This window comes from Flavobacterium piscis (assembly GCF_001686925.1).
GTDB classification, from domain to species: domain Bacteria; phylum Bacteroidota; class Bacteroidia; order Flavobacteriales; family Flavobacteriaceae; genus Flavobacterium; species Flavobacterium piscis.
The window spans coordinates 254109-274413 of sequence record NZ_LVEN01000012.1; the positions used below are offsets into that span (position 1 = coordinate 254109).

The 20305-nt window shown below is 33.0% G+C and carries 13 protein-coding genes; 6 read left to right on the forward strand and 7 right to left on the reverse strand.

All coding sequences use genetic code 11. The features are described 5' to 3' along the window. Window position 1: 1 nt before the first annotated feature. A complete protein-coding gene (locus FLP_RS08090; RefSeq protein WP_065449011.1) occupies window positions 2-3145 on the reverse strand; it encodes a SusC/RagA family TonB-linked outer membrane protein in 3144 nt (1047 codons plus the stop codon). A 443-nt stretch (window positions 3146-3588) separates the two neighbouring features. Here FLP_RS08090 and FLP_RS08095 point away from each other — a divergent pair, with 443 nt between their 5' ends. Both FLP_RS08095 and FLP_RS08100 read left to right on the forward strand, forming a co-directional pair. Then, a complete protein-coding gene (locus FLP_RS08095; protein WP_065449012.1) occupies window positions 3589-6390 on the forward strand; it encodes a glycosyl hydrolase in 2802 nt (933 codons plus the stop codon). A gap of 23 nt (window positions 6391-6413) precedes the next feature. Continuing rightward, a complete protein-coding gene (locus FLP_RS08100) occupies window positions 6414-7538 on the forward strand; it encodes a glycoside hydrolase family 88/105 protein (RefSeq protein ID WP_083195827.1) in 1125 nt (374 codons plus the stop codon). Window positions 7539-7651: 113 nt separating this feature from the next. Here the strand turns inward: FLP_RS08100 and FLP_RS08105 are convergent, their stop codons facing one another. After that, window positions 7652-8101, reverse strand: a complete 450-nt coding sequence (locus tag FLP_RS08105; protein ID WP_065449014.1) for a hypothetical protein — start codon at window positions 8099-8101, stop codon at window positions 7652-7654. A gap of 189 nt (window positions 8102-8290) precedes the next feature. Continuing rightward, the gene (locus FLP_RS08110; RefSeq protein ID WP_065449015.1) at window positions 8291-8833 is read right to left on the reverse strand and encodes a YcxB family protein; all 543 of its coding nucleotides are present in this window, start codon (window positions 8831-8833) and stop codon (window positions 8291-8293) included. A 412-nt stretch (window positions 8834-9245) separates the two neighbouring features. Here FLP_RS08110 and FLP_RS08115 point away from each other — a divergent pair, with 412 nt between their 5' ends. The 4 genes from FLP_RS08115 to FLP_RS08130 all read left to right on the forward strand — a co-directional run bounded on the left by FLP_RS08115 (window position 9246) and on the right by FLP_RS08130 (window position 13904). After that, window positions 9246-10334, forward strand: a complete 1089-nt coding sequence (locus tag FLP_RS08115) for a sensor histidine kinase (RefSeq protein ID WP_065449016.1) — start codon at window positions 9246-9248, stop codon at window positions 10332-10334. An 11-nt stretch (window positions 10335-10345) separates the two neighbouring features. Next, entirely contained in the window at window positions 10346-11668 is a 1323-nt protein-coding gene (locus tag FLP_RS08120) for a sigma-54-dependent transcriptional regulator (protein WP_317044545.1), read from the forward strand. A gap of 235 nt (window positions 11669-11903) precedes the next feature. Beyond that, window positions 11904-12884 carry a helix-turn-helix domain-containing protein gene (locus FLP_RS08125; protein WP_065449018.1) on the forward strand — a complete coding sequence of 327 codons (981 nt, stop codon included), beginning with the start codon at window positions 11904-11906 and terminating at the stop codon, window positions 12882-12884. Window positions 12885-12914: 30 nt separating this feature from the next. Continuing rightward, a complete protein-coding gene (locus FLP_RS08130) occupies window positions 12915-13904 on the forward strand; it encodes a helix-turn-helix domain-containing protein (RefSeq protein WP_065449019.1) in 990 nt (329 codons plus the stop codon). A 178-nt stretch (window positions 13905-14082) separates the two neighbouring features. Here the strand turns inward: FLP_RS08130 and FLP_RS08135 are convergent, their stop codons facing one another. From FLP_RS08135 to FLP_RS08150, 4 genes are all read right to left on the reverse strand, one after another. Next, a complete protein-coding gene (locus FLP_RS08135; protein WP_065449020.1) occupies window positions 14083-14826 on the reverse strand; it encodes a rhamnogalacturonan acetylesterase in 744 nt (247 codons plus the stop codon). 160 nt (window positions 14827-14986) lie between these two features. Then, entirely contained in the window at window positions 14987-16336 is a 1350-nt protein-coding gene (locus tag FLP_RS08140) for a glycoside hydrolase family 28 protein (protein ID WP_065449021.1), read from the reverse strand. A gap of 225 nt (window positions 16337-16561) precedes the next feature. Continuing rightward, entirely contained in the window at window positions 16562-18571 is a 2010-nt protein-coding gene (gene pelA / locus FLP_RS08145) for a pectate lyase (protein ID WP_065449022.1), read from the reverse strand. A 7-nt stretch (window positions 18572-18578) separates the two neighbouring features. After that, the gene (locus FLP_RS08150) at window positions 18579-20177 is read right to left on the reverse strand and encodes a glycoside hydrolase family 43 protein (protein WP_065449023.1); all 1599 of its coding nucleotides are present in this window, start codon (window positions 20175-20177) and stop codon (window positions 18579-18581) included. Window positions 20178-20305: the final 128 nt, after the last annotated feature.

The window sequence follows — 20305 nt, forward strand, 5'->3', positions numbered from 1 at the left end:
TTTAATTAAAATTAATGTTAAGTCCTATCACTAAAGATTTTGCCAAAGGAGCTCCGCCATAATCTACCGGTACAGAAAAATCGCTGTTTGAACTCGCTGATGTATTTACTGCCTCAGGATTAAAACCTACTTTATATTTGTTCCAGTAGAACCAGTTTTCTCCGGTTACATAAAGTCTCATATTATCGATTCTGCTTAAGCCCTTAATGGCTTGTCTTAGGTTATACCCAATTGTAATGTTGCGAACACTCACATAATCTGATTTGTACAACCAGTCTGAATTGGCCTGATATCCAAAAGATGTTCTCCAGTTTCCTCTTACCGAAGGATCTACGTTTAATGAATTTTCAACAGATCCCATTCCGGTACGGTCAATCGCTCTTCCTGTTAATCCGTAAACTGTTCCTCCGTTTTGTCCCTGAACTAATATATTTATATCAATATCTTTATATTTGAAGGTATTGGTGATTCCCCAGGTATATTTTGGAGTTGGATTACCCAAATCTACACGGTCATCTGAATTGATTTTTTTATCTCCGTTCTGATCAATATATCGTGGATCTCCCAAAACTAATTTATTACCTCCAATTGTAGTTCCTCCTGCATCAATATCTGCCTGACTCACTACTCCGTTTTGCTGTAATCCAAAAATCGTATACATTGGTTTTCCAACTTCTAATTTTACAAAAGGAACTCCACCATCATAGGCATTACTAATTTCAATTTTACTCTGGCCAGGTCCAAGCGCCAAAACTTTGTTTTCGTTATGGCTTATATTGGCCGAAGTTCTCCATTCAAAACTTGGTGTTTTCACGTTTAAAGAACTCAATTCAAATTCCCAACCCTGATTTTGTACTTCTCCAACATTGGTCAAATAACTTGTAAATCCGGTTGCCCCAACGATAGGCACTCTTAATAATAATTCGCTATTATTTTTTCTGTATACTTCGAATGTTCCTGTTACTCTGTTTTTTAGAATTCCAAAATCCAATCCGAAATCGACACTTCTTGATTCTTCCCAGTGCAATGATGGGTTTGCTATCGATGATGCTCCCTGACCAATTGCAGCTGCACCTCCAATAGAATAATTATAAGTCGCCAATGTTGCGTAAGATGCATAACTGCCAATATTGTTACTTCCGTTAAGTCCTCCGCTGGCTCTTAGTTTTAAGTCACTAAGCCAGTCTACTTTTTGTAAAAACTCTTCTTGTTTTACTCTCCAAGCTAATGATAGCGAAGGAAAAACTCCCCATTGTTTATCTGATCCAAATTTTGAAGAACCATCACGTCTTACACTTGCAGATAAAATGTATTTTTCTTTGTAGTTGTACTGCAATCTTGCAAAATAAGAAAGTAATGTACTTTTTTCTGCATTGGTCGATCCTAAAGATCCCGTTGGCAATGTCTCGACAGTTGAACTATTATAAAGTGCTCCTGAAGATAAATTTGATCTCATTATTTCATATGAACTAAACGATTGGCCTAAAAGCACATTAAAATTATGATCTCCAAATGATTTGTCCCAGTTTAAGGTATTTTCATTAACTAAGTTTTGTCTTCTATATGTGTTATATGCTCCTCTAATACTTGCCTGAACATCATTTGGTGTGTAACTTTCGGTTGTATTATCTGAGTTATCGAAATTTAATGTTGTCTTCCAGGTAAACCCTTTAGCAAACTGATAACTTGCATAGGTAGAAATCAAGGTTCTGTACATGGAGTTTTTTCCTGTTCTGGCCAATGCATTAAGCATATTGGTCGTACTACTTCCCCACGCATATCTGGTTGTATATTTTTCTCCTGCCGCATTGGAGGCGCTTTCAAAAACCGGTGTTGCTACAAGGGCTTTAAATAAGGTATTGTCTTTTCCTTCTACTCCCGGATCATTTTTGATGGAGTATGAAGGCGCAATATTTATTCCTGTCTTAAAATTTTCTGATAATTTAAAATCAACGTTGGCTCTTGCAGAAAATAAGGTGTAATCTGTACCAACAATATATCCTGAATTTTTTTGGTAATTGGCAGATACATAATAATTAACAACATCAGTCGCTCCGGAAGCCGATAATTGATAGTTATTGAATTCTCCTGTACGGAAAACTTTATCCTGCCAGTCGATATAATCTAATCCAGGATGTCCAGGAATATCCCATCTTTCATCATACAAATAAGTATAATATCTTGTATTAGCTGTGTTAAGAGGCGCAGTTGGATTTTTTGCATTATAAGCTGCAATTCTTTCCGCATTGTTCTGGCTTGCAGAAGCACCTGTAATTCCTGATCCTACCCATTGAGAATCGATCATGGTTTTAGCCCTGTCGATCCATCCCTGAGCTGATAACATATCTACCCTGTTGGCTTCTTTGTTTACACCGCCATACATATTAAAAGTAAATTTTGTTTTTCCTTTTTTTCCCTTTTTTGTTGTAATCAAAACAACTCCGTTCGAAGCTCTTGATCCGTAAATAGAAGCTGCTGCTGCATCTTTTAATACTTCGATCGATTCTACATCATTTGGGTTCATATTATCTAGTGGGCTTCCGCTTGAAAATCCTCCGTTGCTGTTGGATCCTTCGGTGTAAATAGGAAATCCATCTACCACATACAAAGGTTCGTTTCCGGCCGTAATAGATCCTGCTCCCCTAATTTCGATACTAAAAGGCTGCCCTGGTAAACCTGTTGTTTGTTTTACACGCACCCCGGCTACCTGCCCTATTAAACCCTGATCGATTCTGGAAATTGGTCGTTCTGTAAAGTTTTCTGTTTTAATTCCTGAAATGGCTCCTGTAGTTAATTTTTTCTTTTGGGTTCCGTAACCAATAACTACTACTTCATTTAAGTTTGAACTCTCTGCATCTAAAGAAACATTATAAGTAGTTGAAGCTCCAATTTTTAGTTCTTTCTTTAAAAATCCTACGAAAGAAAAAACCAAAGTTTCTCCTTCAGAAACTTTTATGGTGAATTTCCCATCAAAATCAGTACTAGCTCCTCTATTGGTTCCCTTAACGATTACGTTAGCTCCCGGAATGGAGAGTTTAGACGGATCAGTAACTGTTCCTGTAACCGTTTTTTCTTGCGCATAAGCCGACGTATGCAATAAAGCAAAGAAGGCCATAATCAGCAAAAGATTAAGCTTGTTTTTCATAAAAGTTAAATTTTGGTTAGTTTAATAGTTTTTTCAAATTTATCCAGAACTAGTTGCCGTGGCATCCTGTAGTATCCTGTTAGATTTCAGTACCTTATAGCCTTTTTATACTTTTTTTAAGACAAAAATCGCACAACTGACTGATTTACAATCTTTAAAAAAAATGAAAGATTAATAAATATGATATCAAAAATTTAATTAAAATATTTTTTATTATTTGGTATTTATTTATATAAAAAATAAAGAATAACAAAATAAGTAACTACATTGTTTAAACATTCCGTTTTTTAATATAATTACTAAAAACAGGATGCTACAGGATAGCCTTTTGATGGGTTACTAATACTTTTACTTCATTACTACTGCTGAAAAATTGTGCTGTATGATTTTTTAACGATGTGAAGTGATTAATTTAGTAACCACTAAAACTTTTTGAGTAAATAATGAAAATAACCAAATCCAATCTACTTATTACCCTATTCTTTTGCGGCGCTCTTAGCACTTTTGCGCAAGAAACATCAGGTTCTCCCTGGCCAAAATCTACTAATATCAATCAGCCCTGGGCACGTTGGTGGTGGATGGGAAGTGCTGTAGATAAACCCAACCTCAAAAAGAGTCTAACAGACTTTTATAAAGCAGGAATTGGTGGTGTTGAGATTACACCTATCTACGGTGTAAAAGGAGAAGAAAATAATTTTATCGATTATCTTTCGCCTAAATGGATGGAGATGTTAGATTACACTATTCATATTGCCGATAGTCTGCATATGCAAGTTGATATGGTATTGGGAACGGGCTGGCCTTACGGAGGTTCTCATGTAACATTGCCTTACGCTGCCTCAAAACTAATTGTAGAGAAATATTCGATTAAGAAGAATGAAACTTTCGATAAAAATATTGTTGTCACCAACAGTAAAGAAAAAGTACCTGCTGAACTTTTATATGTTGTAGCCTATGCAAGCGATGGCACTTATATTAATTTAACAGATCAGCTTAAAAAGAATAAAGTTAATACTAAAGATAAAGGAATTGAAGGAAATCCTGTTGCTTTACCCAACTTATCAAAACCTAATAAACTGAAATGGAAAGCCCATAAAACTGATTATACGATTTATGCCGTTTTTATTGGAAAAACAGGACAGGAAGTAAAAAGAGCTGCGCCGGGCGGCAAAGGATATACTTTAGATCATTATTCTGAAGAAGCACTAAATGCATATGTAGTTCCTTTTAATACTGCTTTTAAAGGTCGTGAAGGAAAAATAAGAGCCATTTTTAATGATAGTTTTGAGGTATACGGAACTGATTTTACACCTAATTTCTTTGAAGAATTTAAAGCCTTACGTGGATATGATCTTAAAAAACAATTACCTCTTTTACTAAATGAAACTGATAATGAAGCGGGTAACAGAATAAGAAGTGATTACAGGCAAACAATTGGCGATTTGTTATTGAATAAATTTGATAAATCATGGACTAAATGGGCGCATTCTAAAAACTTTAAAACCAAACTTCAGGCGCATGGATCTCCCGGAAATCTTATTGATTTGTATGCTTCCGCGGATATTCCGGAATGTGAAACTTTTGGCTCTATGCCATTTGACATTCCGGGTTTCAGACGTGAAAAAGAGGATATTCGTGAAGGTGATGCTGATCCGGTGATGTTGAAATTTTCGTCATCTGCCGCTCATATTTCAGGTAAAAATCTGGTTTCTTCCGAGACTTTTACCTGGCTTAGGGAACATTTTAAAACAGCATTATCGCAATGTAAGCCTGAGGTCGAAGATTTAATGCTCAACGGAGTCAATCATGTTTTTCTTCATGGGTCGACCTATTCGCCAACCAGAGCTGCATGGCCGGGATGGCAATTTTATGCTTCGGTAAATTTCAATTCTAATAACAGTATTTGGGAAGATGCTCCAGCTTTGTTCTCCTACATATCAAATTGCCAGTCATTGTTACAACAAGGAAAATCTGATAATGAAATCCTGCTTTACTGGCCTATTTTTGATACTTGGGACAAATATCAAAAAGGCAATTTATTCTTTCAGTTCAAAATACATTCTTTATCAGAATGGCTGTACGATACCTCGTTTTATGACACTACCAAAAGTTTAATAAAAAAAGGATATGGCGTAGATTTTATCTCTGATAATTTTATAGCAGATGCAAAAGTAATCAACGGAAAAATTGTTTTACCCGGCGGCAGTTTTAAATCGCTTATTATTCCATCTTGTAAAAAAATGCCTCTTGCTACTTTGCAAAAACTAATTGAACTTAAAAAGGCTGGTGGATCTATTATATTTGAAGGATTACCTGAATCGGTTCCCGGATTCAACGATTTTAAGAAACAGGAGGAAAACCTTCAAAATCTTTTAACAGCAAATGCAGCTTTAATACAGCGTGCCTCAGACATTTTTAAAGCTCTGGAAAATGTACAACTGTACCCTGAAAAACTTGTAGAAACAGGTTTAAAATATACAAGAAGAGATATTGATGGTGAAAAAATTTATTTCTTGGTCAATCATACCCCACAAACCATAGATACTTTTATTCCGCTGCAAATCGGCAATAAAGAAGTTATTATTTTTGATCCGTTAACCAGAGCTTACGGTAATGCTATTGTTACTAAAAATACCAATACAACACTGGTTAAACTTAAAATAGAACCGGGACAATCTTATTTTTTAAAAACAGAAAATACGGCGTCACAAAAAAAATGGCAATATTATGAGCCTGTTGCTAATGCCATTTCTTTAAAAGGAAACTGGAAAATAGCCTTTGACAAAGGTGGTCCGGAGCTTCCTGCAAATGCAACAGTATCTACTTTAGAATCCTGGACTAAATTAAGTCCTGATGCAGCTGCGTTTTCCGGAACGGCAACTTATACTTTAGAATTTGACAAACCCAATTCTAAAGCAGATCAATGGAGTCTCAATTTGGGAGATGTCCGCGAAAGTGCCAAAGTCTGGCTAAATGATGAATTTATAGGTACGGCATGGTCTGTTCCTTATCAATTGCACATTAAAAAACTAAAACCAGGAAAAAATATACTAAAGGTTCAGGTTACAAATCTCTCTGCCAACAGAATCAGGGATAAAGAACTAAAAGGCGAAGAATGGAAGATTTTTTATGAAATTAACATGGTCGATAAAGATTATAAAAAATTTGATGCCACAAAATGGGAACTTATGCCTTCGGGATTATTAGGCCCTGTTACGATTACGCCATTAAAACAAGAAAACTAATTATTAAATAACGAATATTAAAAATGAAAAAATTACTTTTATTTTTCGCTATATGCCTTTCATACACTAACTCGGCAAACGCACAACAAGCATTTGATAAAAAATTAGTATTAAAACAAATGATACTTGCCAATGATTATTTTATGCAAAAATGGCCTGAAACCGGCAAAACAATAATTACCAATAAAGAACGCCCAAGTAATATCTGGACGCGCGGAGTGTATTATGAAGGACTTATGGCGCTACATGAAATTTACCCTAAAGAAGCTTATTACGATTATGCTTATGCCTGGTCTGAATTTCACAAATGGGGTTTTAATGGCGGAAATACTACCCGAAATGCCGATAACTATTGTGCGGCACAAACCTACATCGATTTGTATAATCTGGAGCCGGATGCCAAAAAACTGAAGAATACAAAAACAAATATGAACATGCTCTTGAATACACCTCAATTAGATGACTGGTCGTGGATTGATGCTATACAAATGGGAATGCCGGTTTTTGCGAAATTAGGCGTTTTAGAAAAAGACAATCGCTATTTCGAAAAAATGTATCAAATGTATATGTACTCGCGTGACAAACATGGAGATCACGGACTTTATAATCCTAAAGATGGTTTATGGTGGCGCGATGCCGATTTTGATCCTCCGTACAAAGAACCAAACGGAGAAGATTGCTACTGGAGCCGCGGAAATGGATGGGTAATTGGGGCTTTGGCCAAAGTGCTTTCTATTATTCCTGAAAACGCACCTCACAGAGCGCAATATGTAAAAGATTTAAAAGCTATGGCAGCAGCCCTGGTTCCTATCCAGAGAGCTGATGGTTTCTGGAATGTAAGTTTACATGATCCCACTAATTTTGGAGAAAAAGAAACTTCAGGTACAGCATTATTTGTTTACGCAATAGCATACGGAATCAACAGCGGGATTCTCAAAAAAGAAACGTACCTTCCTGTTGTTCAAAAAGCATGGAATGCGATGACAACTGAAAGTTTACACACCAATGGCTTTTTAGGGTATTTGCAATCTACTGGAAAAGAACCAAAGGACGGCCAACCTTTATCTTATGATAAAATTCCTGATTTTGAAGATTACGGATTAGGCTGTTTTTTACTGGCGGGTTCAGAAATATATAAAATGAAATAACTTCTTTTTGAGATTATTTCGTATAAAAAAGCAGGATATCCTTGATGGGATTCCTGCTTTTTTTATTCCAACTACAACACATTAATTGGAAATTGAATTATAATTAACCAAAATTACATAAGAAAAAATAAAGCTTTATAAAAATTATTGAACTTTATTGACAATATATTCGAAGCTGCAAACTTCATTTCTGACGTTTCGGGTACCAAATCAGATTTATTTTTAAAATGAGATTTTAACTCTTTTATAATTTCAATTCTTGTCTTAGAACTATCCAACAATATCAAACTTTTAACCTCTTGTAAAAACGATAAACTATCGTATAATTGTTTATTAAACAAGCATACCAAAACATTAGTTCCTTTTTTTTCAAGTTGTAAAAACTCAACCAATTCAGACTTGTCATAGACAACATATATTGAGCGATCAAATTTTGCAGCTTCATTTTCATTTTCCGACAAAAGTGAATTTTCGAAAAAATCAAATTCATTTTTAAAGCGTCTTTTAAACATCTTTAAAAAAATGCCTTTATTATCACAAACCAAAACTCTTTCCTTTTCCATTTTTAAACTTATTTAGAAGTAATTAAAAAATTATTCTCCTTATTGTTAATCCTTAAAAACACAACCTAACTAACTAATAATCAATTATTTTAAATTCCATACAAAGGTAAATTGACAGAGATTAAATAAGGAACCCTATACGTTATAAAATGAACAGATTAAGGTTTTTATTTAAAAGTTTCCAGAAAATTATATTTTATTGATATGAGTTACGTTATGTTCTACAAAAGATATTAATTCATCGATTTTTCGGCCGTTATTGTATTTGCTTGAAATTGAAATTATATAATTATTTCGCCCCCTAACGTACAGAAAGAAAAAATCTTTAGTTAAAATTGCTTTCTCAATCTGGCTCCACTTGTGAACAACTTCACCCATGGGAGAATGCACATAGATTCTTGAATTGGTAAAATTAAATTTGTACTTTTTACTAAACCTATTATATTTTAATAGCTTTTTAATGAACTGAAAAACAACTTTACTTATGGTATTTACAAACGAATACTGAAATAAAAAAAATAATACAATAAGGATCAGATTTCGTACTAGCCATTGTATATAATCTATTTCATCATTGAGATCAAAAAAATCAAAAAAAACAGCTGAGATTAAGAGAATTCCTGAAACAACAACAACACGTTCTCTATAGAGGCTCTTAAAATACATTTTATTTAATTTTCGAATTTCGCCTATATTCAACTCAAACTCCAGAAAAAAACCAGAATTACTCATATCTTTTATGATTGCATTTGTACGTATTTGGAAATTTTTTATTTCTGTAAAAAATCAAATCAAAATTACTGCAATCACAATCTGTACTCTTACTAATGAAGACATAAAAATAGCAGAATACGACTTTTAACAAATTGCTCAAAAAGCATATAAAAATGGTTTTCATAAAATGAAATATTGTTTTTTTAATAAAATCATTTTCTTACAATTTTACAGCTATTTTTATCGGTGAAAAAAAATCAAAAAAATACCTTTATAAGTTATTAAAATATCAGAATAAGACTAAACAATAATTTATATTTAGTTTATTTTCAAATAGTTTAATTTAAATTTTATTTACTACTACTAACTAAAATATTTGCCTACATTTGAAATCAATTTAAATTCATTATAAATAATTTCCTACAAATAAATGAAACTTATTCCTACAGAAGAAAAGCTTAAAGAAAGAGTTAAAGAGTTAACTTGCCTTTATGAAGTTTCAACCATAATTGCAAGGTCTCGCACTAAAGAAAAACAAGCTTTACAAAAAATAATTTCGAGTACAAAAAAGGCATGGAGATACGATAAAGATGCCATAGTAGAGCTATTTGTTCCCGATTATATATTATATACAGCTGAACTAACTGAACATACTGAATACCAAACTAGTATCATATATATCGCAAAAAAAACTGCTGGATATATTAAGGTTCATTATCCAAAAAGTAAATACAATGCTAGTGATTTTTTGAAGGAAGAACAAAAACTGTTGGATACTATTGCATATGAAATAGGTAATTATCTGGAGAAGTTTAACACTATCGAAAAAAAACAGCGGTTAATGCGAACGGTAGAACGAATAGACAGACTCTCTATTCTGGGAGAAATGACAGCAGGAATAGCACATGAACTTAATACTCCTTTGGGCAACATATTGGGTTATGCAGAACTAATCAAGAGTAGTAATAAAGATCATGAAATAGATGCTGATATTGCTACAATAATAAACTCTGTTATTTATTGTCGTGAAATCGTAAAAAAACTAATGTTTTTTTCTTGCGAAATACCTCAGCAACGACAATTTAGAGAAGTCAAGCCTATTGTTGATTTTGCGATGTCATTCCTGAAACAAAATTTTCAGGAAAAAAATATTAAATGCGAACTGGTTTTTAAAAACGATAGTATACAGGCTAAGATCGATGATGTTCAACTTACACAAATTTTTTTTAATTTAATTATAAATGCCATACATGCATCTCCTGAAAAAAGTACCATAAAAACAATTATTGATAGTGACACTGAAAATTTGATAATAGCAATAGAAGATCAGGGAACCGGAATTCCTGATCACATTAAACAAAGAGTTTTTGAACCCTTTTTTACAACTAAAACTACAAAAGGTTGCGGACTTGGACTTAGTGTCGTTCATGGAATCGTTAAAAATTATAATGGAGATATAGTCATAGAAAATAATACGCCGGCAGGATCGATTTTTATAATAAAATTACCTTTAAACTAATTATGAGCATAATGAAACAAAACATACTTATCGTCGATGATAATTATGATATGCTTGATGTAATTCAGCGTCACTTAAAGTCCTTTGATTATCATACTTACAAAGCATCTTCTGTAATTGATGCCATCGATGTTTTAAAATATAATGATATTCATTTATTAATTACAGATCTCAATATGCCTGATATTGATGGTATTGAACTATTAAAATATACTAATGAACATTACCCCTTAATACCTAAACTAGTTGTTACAGGGTTTAACACTATTGATAATGCAATAAATTCTATAAAAGCAGGTGCTTTAGATTATTTAAACAAACCATTTTCAAGTGATGAACTTCAAAAGGCCATTAAAAAATCTTTATTGAAGGCACAAACAAGTCCGAAAACGTTATCAAACAGGATTAATTCGTCAATAGAAAACAATAATTACTTTGGTATTGTAGGCCGTTCAGAACACTTTGAAAAATTAGTAGAAATAATAAACCGTGTAAAAGACAATAACGTTAATGTATTAATAGAAGGAGAAAGCGGTACAGGAAAAGAGCTTATAGCAAAAGCAATTCATTATAAAGGTGCATTTTCAAAAATGCCTTTTATATCGGTAAACTGTGGTGCAATTCCGGAAAATCTTATAGAATCGGAATTTTTTGGATACGCTAAAGGAGCCTTTACCGGAGCATCAGAATCAAAAATTGGATTTTTTCAGGCAGCCTCAAACGGAACTATTTTTTTGGATGAAATTGCAACAGCACCGTTATCAGTTCAAACCAGACTTTTGCGTGTAATACAAGAAAAAGAAGTTATTAAAGTAGGCTCTACAAAAGTTGAAAAAATAAATGTGAGAATAATTTGTGCAACCAATAGCGATTTGTACAAAATGGTTTTGGAGGGAAAATTTAGAGAAGATTTATACTATAGAATAAACGTCATTAATATAAAAACAACTCCTCTTAGAGATAAAAAAGAAGACTTGATGTTATTAATAAACAGCTTTCTAAAAAAGTATGGTATAAAATATGACAAACCCAATACTTCGATAGATGAAAAAGCTATTGAAATATTACTTCGTTATTCCTGGCCGGGAAACGTCAGAGAATTAGAAAATATTATTCAACGTATGATTATATTAAGTGACGAAATTATAAATATTGAGCATATTCCTGAACATTTAAAATACCATGTTCCCGAAAAAAGTTTTCTCTTTAAATCATTAAAAGAATTCGAGAAAGAACAAATCATAAAAACACTTAATGCTGTAAATAATAATAAAAGTAAAGCAGCAAAAATACTGCAAATAGATCGTAAAACACTTAGCCAGAAATTATCATAATTACATCTATTATTTCTAGTGGAACTGACTTTTTTTTAAAGACAGGAAATAAATAATAATGTCTTACAGCAATTCCATCATATGAAACTACAATAAAAATCTTAGATGTAGGTCAAAGTTTTATTTGATGAAATTAAAATAAATTCAACTAATCAAATACTTTAACGCAAATAAAATACAACTAAATGCAGACCAAAATATTGCATAAAAAAACAACTTTATAAAAACACTTTACGTGAAAAAAATTGAACACTTTTATAGTGCCGACTTAAAATGGACAAAACCCTTTGCGCAGCAGCTAGAAGGAAAAATTGTTGGAAATTTTATAATTGTTCCTGAAAGTATCCAAACAGGGACCCGCTACTTTTTAGATTGTGGCGATGGAATAGTTGCCTATTATATTGATGTACAATACCATAAAAACCTTCATTTGATTCAGAAAAATTTAAGTAATGACTTTATCGGAATTTACTATAATTTAACGGAAGGTGATGCAAAATTGTCTTCAAATAATTTCATGAATGATATAGGTCGATGGAAATATAATCTGGCAGTTATCGATGGGATTTTAGAAACTGATTACCATGTAGAAAAGGGCAGCAAAACATTTGCTTTATGCATATTTATCAAAAAATCAATGATCAAATCCTTTATAAGAAAAAATGATATTCATCTTGGGGATGTAGATAAAATAACAGATCCTAAAAAAAATACCATTATTCGTCTTGACAGAATGAGTAGTGATAGCTTTCACATCTTAAACAATTTGCGAAAAATTAAAGTTGGCGGTCCTATTTTCGATTTGAATTTAACAGGAACTGTGCATATGTTACTCGCAAATTTTCTAAAAAAAATGTCTGCCAACAGAGTTATCATTCAAACAGTAAACCAAGCAGATTTAAACAAAATTATAGCATCACAAATGTTTTTAATTGAAAATATCAAAGAGCCATTTCCAAGCATTCAAATTATGGCTAATATGGCTAATATGTCTGAATCAAAATTTAAAAATTTATTTAAAAAAATAACAGGAATGACACCCAATGCTTTTTTTATGGATAATAAATTACTGCACGCAAAAGAACTTCTTGAGAGTAAGCAATTTTCTATATCTCAAATTTCGGATGATCTTAATTTTACTAATAATTCCTATTTCGCATCAAAATTTAAAGAACACTTTGGGTTATCACCCAAAGTATTTATGAAGCAATTATAATTTTATTTTTTTTAAATACGACATTTCATTATGAAAAAGTTTACTCATTTCTATAGTTTAACTCCAGAATGGCAGCATCATTTAGCTCAGGAAATGAATGGCGAACTTATTGATAATAAGATAATTGTTATTCCAAAATCGCTTGGTAACGGCCATTGCTATTTTACACAAATTACTCCTGGTATTTCAGTATTCTTTATGGATTTTATACTGAATGAGTCTGTAAAAATAAACCGGATTAAATCTGACAATGAATTATATATTTTACACTTTGATCTTAGTGAACATGCGAATGTGATCAAAATAAATAATATTGATTACAAAATCGGGACTTATCATAATCTGGGACTTGCTATTATAGATAATAAAATAGAAAGTTCTTTTAAACCGGCAATAAACAAACGAATATTAGCATTGCGACTATTGGTCGATAAGAAACTATTAAATGGTTTTTTAAAAAATCATCCAAGTGAAGAATTTAGCAAACGAAAAATTAAGGTTCCAAAAAATTCTCTTTATTATTATGATAATATTGATAGTAACAGCATTTTATTAATAAGGTCTATAAAGGATAAATCAGTATTAGATCTTAATTTTAACTCCTATCTAAAAGGTATTTCCCTAAAATTGCTGGGTAATTTCTTAAATCGGTATGAAAATTCAAAAGCTGTTGAAAATGAGGTTAGCGAATTAGAAATTGAAGCCATCAATAAAACAAAAACATATTTATTAGATAACCTTTATAATCCGTTTCCTTCTATTAATTTTCTTTCTGAAATGGCCGGTATGTCACCTTCAAAATACAAAATGCTGTTTAAAAAAAGTTTCTCCAGTACTCCAAATAATTTTTTTATAAAGGAAAAAATGATGTTGGCCAATAAATTTTTGCAAAGTGGCGATTACACGACATTAACTGAAATTATTTATGAACTTAATTATACAAAATTAAGTTATTTCTGTTCAAAATATTACGATCAGTTTCATAGAAAGCCATCAGATGATTTTATAAAAAAAATATAGTAATTAGGCTTAAATAAAGCTTCTCTTTACGTTTAAAAAAAGCCAGTGAAACTCTCTTCACTGGCTTATCTATATATTTTAATCACAAAACATTTTCCGAAATCATCAATGATGATAACTTGATTTTCAAAAGCAATCGAAAGACTTACTTTAGCAGTAAATTCATTGTGAAGTATTGCTATTTCATTGATTTTTTAAGTTTCTCCAGGGATTTATCCTGTAGGATCTTAAGCTGCTGTACGACTATAGCGGCAACTTCAACAGCCCCTTTCTTTGAAAGATGTGTATCATCTGCTTTTTCTTTATCATAATAAGCATTTTCTCCGGCTTTAAAATGCAAATGCAATTGTTTTGATTTTTCTGGTCCGTAAGATTGTTCTAATAGTTCAGTATGATATTCCAGGTCTATAAGTGGTACATTGTACTCTTGTGCTGCTAATCTTGTTTCTAGTGGATAATCTCCGTGAGTAGGCACTAACACTCCTTTTTCATTAAAATTACGTCTTGCTATAGAAGTAAGCAATATTGGAATTGCACCTTTTTCACGGCTTTCTTTTACAAAGCGAATTAAATTGTGTCGGTAAGCTGTATGCGGATTAGTATATCGCGTAGAATCTTCTATTTTTTCATCATTATGTCCAAATTCAATAAAAACATAATCTCCTTTTTTAAGCTTATTATAAACAGAGTCCCAACGTTTTTCATTGATAAAACTTTTGGTACTTCTGCCGTTTACAGCTTTATTTATTATAACAATATTATCATTAAAAAATGGCTGCAGCACCTGTGCCCACCCATGTTCCGGGTTACGTTCAGGACCTTTCTTGTCTGCCATTGTCGAATCTCCAATACAATAGACTGCTGTTTTTTGTGCAAAACAAACTGTACTTATAAGCAATGTTAGTACTATATATTTTTTCATTTTAATATATTATTGATGTTAATCATTTTTTAATTTAATGGTGGGTCGCGTTGGTATTGACAATAAAAAGTCCTGAGCCCGTATCAGGAACCTCTTTTAACCTTAGCAGCTAAAAGCCTTAGTCCCTTAATTCCTCAGTCTCTCAGTCCTTCAAAAAAAACTATTTCGCTGCCGATGGAACTGTTGCGCGCTGCCCTATAAATACATCTGTCATTAGAACGTTTTCTGCATTCTCATTCGATAACGCATTTTTAGCAGATTTGATTTCAATATTCCTTAAAGAGATATTCCTGATCTTTTTATCCGGAAATCCCTGAATTACAATTCCATTTTCTGTGGCTTTGTTGCAGGTAATATCCGAGAAAGAAATATTCGAAATCTCAGACTGGAAACCATTGCCTTCTCCGTGATAATTTGCAGTGATATATAAGCAATCTTCGACCTCATCGAGTTTGATATTTCGCACAAAAACATTTTTAATAAAACCTCCTCTATCGGCATTAGTTTTTAAATAGATTCCTCTTTTTAGATAACCAACGGTTTTACAATTCTCAACATAAACATTTTGTACTCCTGCTGACATTTCACTGCCAACTACAACGCCATGAAGTCCTTTAAAATTGCAGTTTCTAATTACAATATTTTCACTTGGTGTGGCTGAATTTGCTCTTCCTTCATGATCTCTTCCTGCTTTAATAGCCACGTTGTCGTCACCATTATCGAAAGTTACATTTTCGATTAAAACATCTTTTGCATATTCAGGATCAATACCGTCGTTATTATAATTTAACGATTTATAACGTACTCCACGAACCGTGATACTTTCGGATTTTAATAAATGTAAACACCAAAAAGGGGAATTTTCGATACGAATATTCTCCACCAAAATATTTCTGCAATTGAAAAACTGAATCATTTGCGGACGTAAAAAATGCCCCTCCCCAAATTTCCTGTCTTTAAGCGGAATATGATTATGATTCATATCGCGGCTTAGATTTTTTCCTGCTCCCTCTTTGACCTTAAAGCTTTTCCAGACCTTACCTCCTTCTCCATCAATAGTTCCTTCGCCGGTTATAGCAATATTTGAGCATTCGTAACCGTATATTAGCGGACTGTAATTGTATAACATTGTTCCTTCCCAACTTGTTAAAACCATGGGTAAGTAGTCTTGCGGGTTATCACTGAATTTAATTTTTGCTCCCTTTTCAATTTTAAGGTTAACGTTACTCACAAAATGAATTGGACCATTGATTTTATAAATCCCCTTGGGCACAATTATCGTTCCGCCCTTGTTCTTTTTACACAACGCCATGGCTTTATCAAATACAGCTTTATTATTGGTAACAGAATCTCCTTTTGCTCCTAACTTTAAAACATTTATTTGATAAGATGGAATAACCGGAAGCTGAATTCTGTTGACAATAGCATCTACTTTTGCCGATGGAAATTCAGTCTGCTGTGCAAAAGAAGCAAATGAAATCAGTAGAAAAATGAGACACTTAAAATTCATAATGTTATATTTTATTTTGGTTTGGCCCACGGGTTGTAACCGGTTAAACGGTTTTTCGCGGATTTTTTTATTACATAAAGCAAACTAATTTTTTTTAATTAGTCAAAAACCTAACGTTTAAAAAAGTCTCGCAGATTGGGCAGATCTTAGTTTTTTTTGATAAAAAACAAGAAAAGAAACCAGCGAAAACCCGTTTAATCCGTTAAAATCTGTGGGCTAATTTTTTTACTTCGAATACCAATTAGCAATAGAATCTTTTAAGATATTTTCTAATGTATATTTTGCTGCCTCTTTTTTTGAAAGCTGATGTGACCATGAAACTCTTTTTTTAGGCTGAAAACCTTCGCCTTTGCAATTAAACTCTGCATAAAAAGCAGTTTTTTCTGCTTCGGGTTTTGACCAGTTATGCCAGCCTTCTGGTTTGATATGTTTTCCCATGTCACAATCGATATAAACTGTTTTGGCATAAATACGCCAGGGTCTGCCCAAATAAACTGATGTAGCAGCTGGTTCAGCGGTAAGTTTGCATTTTTTAAAAACATATCCAAAAGTAGTATCCTGAGGAGTTGAAGCTGCTGTGATATAGGAATTTTTGATACTGTGAATTTCACAATTTTCGAATAATACAGTAGCGCTTCCAAAAATAAAATCGGTTGTACCTTCGATATAACAATCTTTAAAATATTGCTTTGCATCTTTTCCTGACACATACAAAGTATCCTGATTGCCTAGAATATTACAGTTTGATATCTTAGCTCGATTTGCTACCACAGACAATGCAATTGCTTGTCCGTTATCACCCGAAGCATTTTTTATCGTTAAATTTGATGCTGAAAAATCATCGCCTTCTACCAAAATCGTATAGGTAAAAAAGGTACTATTTCTTCCTGTGTTGATTTTCGAAAAATTATCATCAAAACTAATAATGGTATTTTCCCTGCTTTCACCAACAAGCGCTAAATGAGTATTCCACTCCGGAATTTTAATCTTTTCATTGTAAACTCCATTCTTTACGAAAACCGTTATTTTTTCATATGGAAATGAAGGACTTGCATTTATAGCATCCTGAATTTTTGTAAAATCACCTGAGCCGTCTAAAGCAACAGTAAAAAAGTTAGCTTTTTTTTTGTCTGAAGTCTCTGCTGCGGATAATTTAATTCCGTTTTTAATCGCCCATGCAGGGTATTTTTTCAATACTTCTTTTGGGGCATCTGTATACCAGGAATAGCCGTTTCTGCGCTCTGCACCAATTTCGTCAATAGATTTTTTCTTAACTCCATCACGGTCGCAAAAAAATGGTTCATTGTTGTCAAGCTCCATAAATCTTGCCCAAATTGGTGCAGCATTTTGAGAAACAACCATTTTTTTATCAATAATTTTTCCGTCATCGTTTAAAATACGTTTCTCCTCAAGATTAGTGATTTTTGTTTTTTCGAACCAAATATGTGCACTTTTTACTGCCGTCACTATTTCGGGCGAAGGTTTATCAATCGATATTAACAGTAAAACAATCTTAGCTGATTCATACCCGCTTAAAGACGCCAGTTCAAAAGCTCTTGCATTTGCGGGAGCAAAAGTAACTTCATCATGTTGCGCGCACCAAGCCGTTAAAACTCCATTTTGTCTGTATTGCGTTTTTAAGATACAATCAATTCCTTTATCGAAAGATTTTTTAGCTTTTTCGATAATTTCCTTTGATGGTTTTATACTAAAAAAATCATTATCGTCACTTACATGTTTCATAATGGTTAGTATATTCACCATCGAATCATCATTGTATGTAATGTGTGTGTAGTACCCTTTTTTCAGTGGAAAAAACTGAGGCCATCCCCCATTACTATATTGGGCCTCAAATAAGTAGTTTAAACCTTTTAAAAAAGATTCTTTATAGCGCTCGTCCTTGACCTGCGCATACATTTTAGACATAAAAAGCATTTCCTGACAGGTTGCGCTATTGTCTGTAGTAATTTCTTTAGTCGAACTTTTAAGGGCTAGTAAATCCTTTTTTTGCTGCGCGGTTAGCTCTTCCTGCATCTGAATATTTTTTGGCCATCCGCCAATATCTCGTTGATACAACAAAACATTCTCTGCTATTTTTTTAGCCTCATCTGTACCAAACCATCCTGCATCATTTTTACGAATAATATCCGGCCAGTTTTTATAGGTGTTTTGAGCATTTACTACAAAGCAAATACTAAATAAAACTAATACTATATATTTTTTAAATTGAATCATTTTAAGCTTATTTTGTTATTCTAAACCAATCTACCACAACATTTCCTGAATCGTTTGTTACTTTTTCGCTCAAGGCAAAAAGACCAACTTTGGCCCCAATCCATTTTCCTTCTTTTGCAACAAAATCAGATCCTATAGACTGATATTTTTTATCATCTAAACTATAAAAGAAACTGCAAACACCTCCCTTTTTAACTTTTACCCTAAGGTAAATAATATTGTTTTTTATTAAAACAGGAGTGGTTTCTGTCTCCAAAATTTTTTTATCAAAAGTTCCTGTTTTCTGATTGAGATAGAGCTTCCCTTTATCATTTTTAAAATTAAGATAACTGTAGTCTAATCCCATTATTATAAGTCCTGTCGATTCCGCATTTAGCCTTGTATTAAAAGTCAGTTTAGTGGTGACAGTAAACTCTTCTGCGGGAAACTTTTGAAGCAATAAGTTGGGCGCGTCAAAAATTTTCTGATTGTCTTTTATAGTAGTCTGGCAAAATAAATTAAGATATCCTAAACTTGTTGGAAAACCCCAATTGATTTGAGAATTCGCCTGCCATTGCCATTGCAAACCTAATTTTGGCTCATTAAACTCATCAGATTCTGCAGGAGTTTCTATTGGATGTTTTTTACCTACATTTGGTTTTTTAAATGTTGTAACCGGTTCTCCAATTCCGTTTTTATCAAAATCCTGTCCCATTACGGGCCAATCTTTTTCCCATTTCATGGGCTGAAGATGTACAATTCTGCCATAAGCACCTTTGTCCTGAAAATGAATGAACCAGTCTTCTCCTGTTTGCGTTTGCACCCATGCACCTTGATGCGGACCATTTATGGCAGTTTTTCCTTGTTCCAAAACTTTCTTTTTTTCATAGGGGCCGTACACATTTTTTGATCTTAAAATAGTTTGCCAACCGGTAGAAACCCCACCTGCAGGAGCAAAAATGTAATAGTAACCATTTCGTTTATAAAATTTTGGTCCTTCGATTGTGCCTTCGCTTTCATGTCCGTCTATAACCATCACTTCATCATTATTGGCTATTGTTCCTTCGGCATTCATACTGCAAACCACGATCAGACTCTTTATTTGTGCCCGGCTTCCGGCAAAGGCATGAACCAGATACACTTTCCCATCATCATCCCATAAAGGACTAGGATCGATAAGTCCGATGCCACTTTTTACCAAAAGAGGTTCAGACCACGGGCCTTCTGCTTTTTTAGCTTTAATCATATAAATTCCGAAATCAGGATCAGGATAATAAATATAAAATTCATTATTATGAAAAGTAATACTCGGCGCCCAAACACCATTGCCATGCTGCACTTTATTAAAAGTTTCAAACGGAGGTTGTTTTGGCAAAGCATAACTCAAAATTTTCCAATTTACGAGATCTTTCGAATGTAAAATGGGTAATCCGGGAATGCAATTAAAAGAGGATGCCGTCATATAAAAATCATCCTCTACGCGCACCACATCAGGATCCGAATAATCGGCATGAATTATAGGATTGGTATACGTTCCGTCTCCGTTATCCGGCACCCAAACCTGAGCAAAATTCTTTTGTATCGTGATTATGGATAATAAAAGAAAGAGGGCTTTGAAATTTTTCATTTTTGGTATTTATTATACTTTCCAATTAACCCCGACAGGTTTTAATTGCGAAGTAAGTTTTAACCTGTTTTTTATCAATTCAACGAAAGAGACACGAGCAATAGGTAATAGACGAATTGAATTGCAAG

Coding starts and splice junctions, on each gene's coding strand:
- FLP_RS08150 (WP_065449023.1), bottom strand. CDS start 20,177: ATGAAAAATTTCAAAGCCCTCTTTCTTTTATTATCCATAATCACGATA.
- FLP_RS08110 (WP_065449015.1), bottom strand. CDS start 8,833: ATGAGTAATTCTGGTTTTTTTCTGGAGTTTGAGTTGAATATAGGCGAA.
- FLP_RS08115 (WP_065449016.1), top strand. CDS start 9,246: ATGAAACTTATTCCTACAGAAGAAAAGCTTAAAGAAAGAGTTAAAGAG.
- FLP_RS08130 (WP_065449019.1), top strand. CDS start 12,915: ATGAAAAAGTTTACTCATTTCTATAGTTTAACTCCAGAATGGCAGCAT.
- FLP_RS08120 (WP_317044545.1), top strand. CDS start 10,346: ATGAAACAAAACATACTTATCGTCGATGATAATTATGATATGCTTGAT.
- FLP_RS08100 (WP_083195827.1), top strand. CDS start 6,414: ATGAAAAAATTACTTTTATTTTTCGCTATATGCCTTTCATACACTAAC.
- FLP_RS08135 (WP_065449020.1), bottom strand. CDS start 14,826: ATGAAAAAATATATAGTACTAACATTGCTTATAAGTACAGTTTGTTTT.
- FLP_RS08105 (WP_065449014.1), bottom strand. CDS start 8,101: ATGGAAAAGGAAAGAGTTTTGGTTTGTGATAATAAAGGCATTTTTTTA.
- FLP_RS08090 (WP_065449011.1), bottom strand. CDS start 3,145: ATGAAAAACAAGCTTAATCTTTTGCTGATTATGGCCTTCTTTGCTTTA.
- FLP_RS08095 (WP_065449012.1), top strand. CDS start 3,589: ATGAAAATAACCAAATCCAATCTACTTATTACCCTATTCTTTTGCGGC.
- FLP_RS08140 (WP_065449021.1), bottom strand. CDS start 16,336: ATGAATTTTAAGTGTCTCATTTTTCTACTGATTTCATTTGCTTCTTTT.
- pelA (WP_065449022.1), bottom strand. CDS start 18,571: ATGATTCAATTTAAAAAATATATAGTATTAGTTTTATTTAGTATTTGC.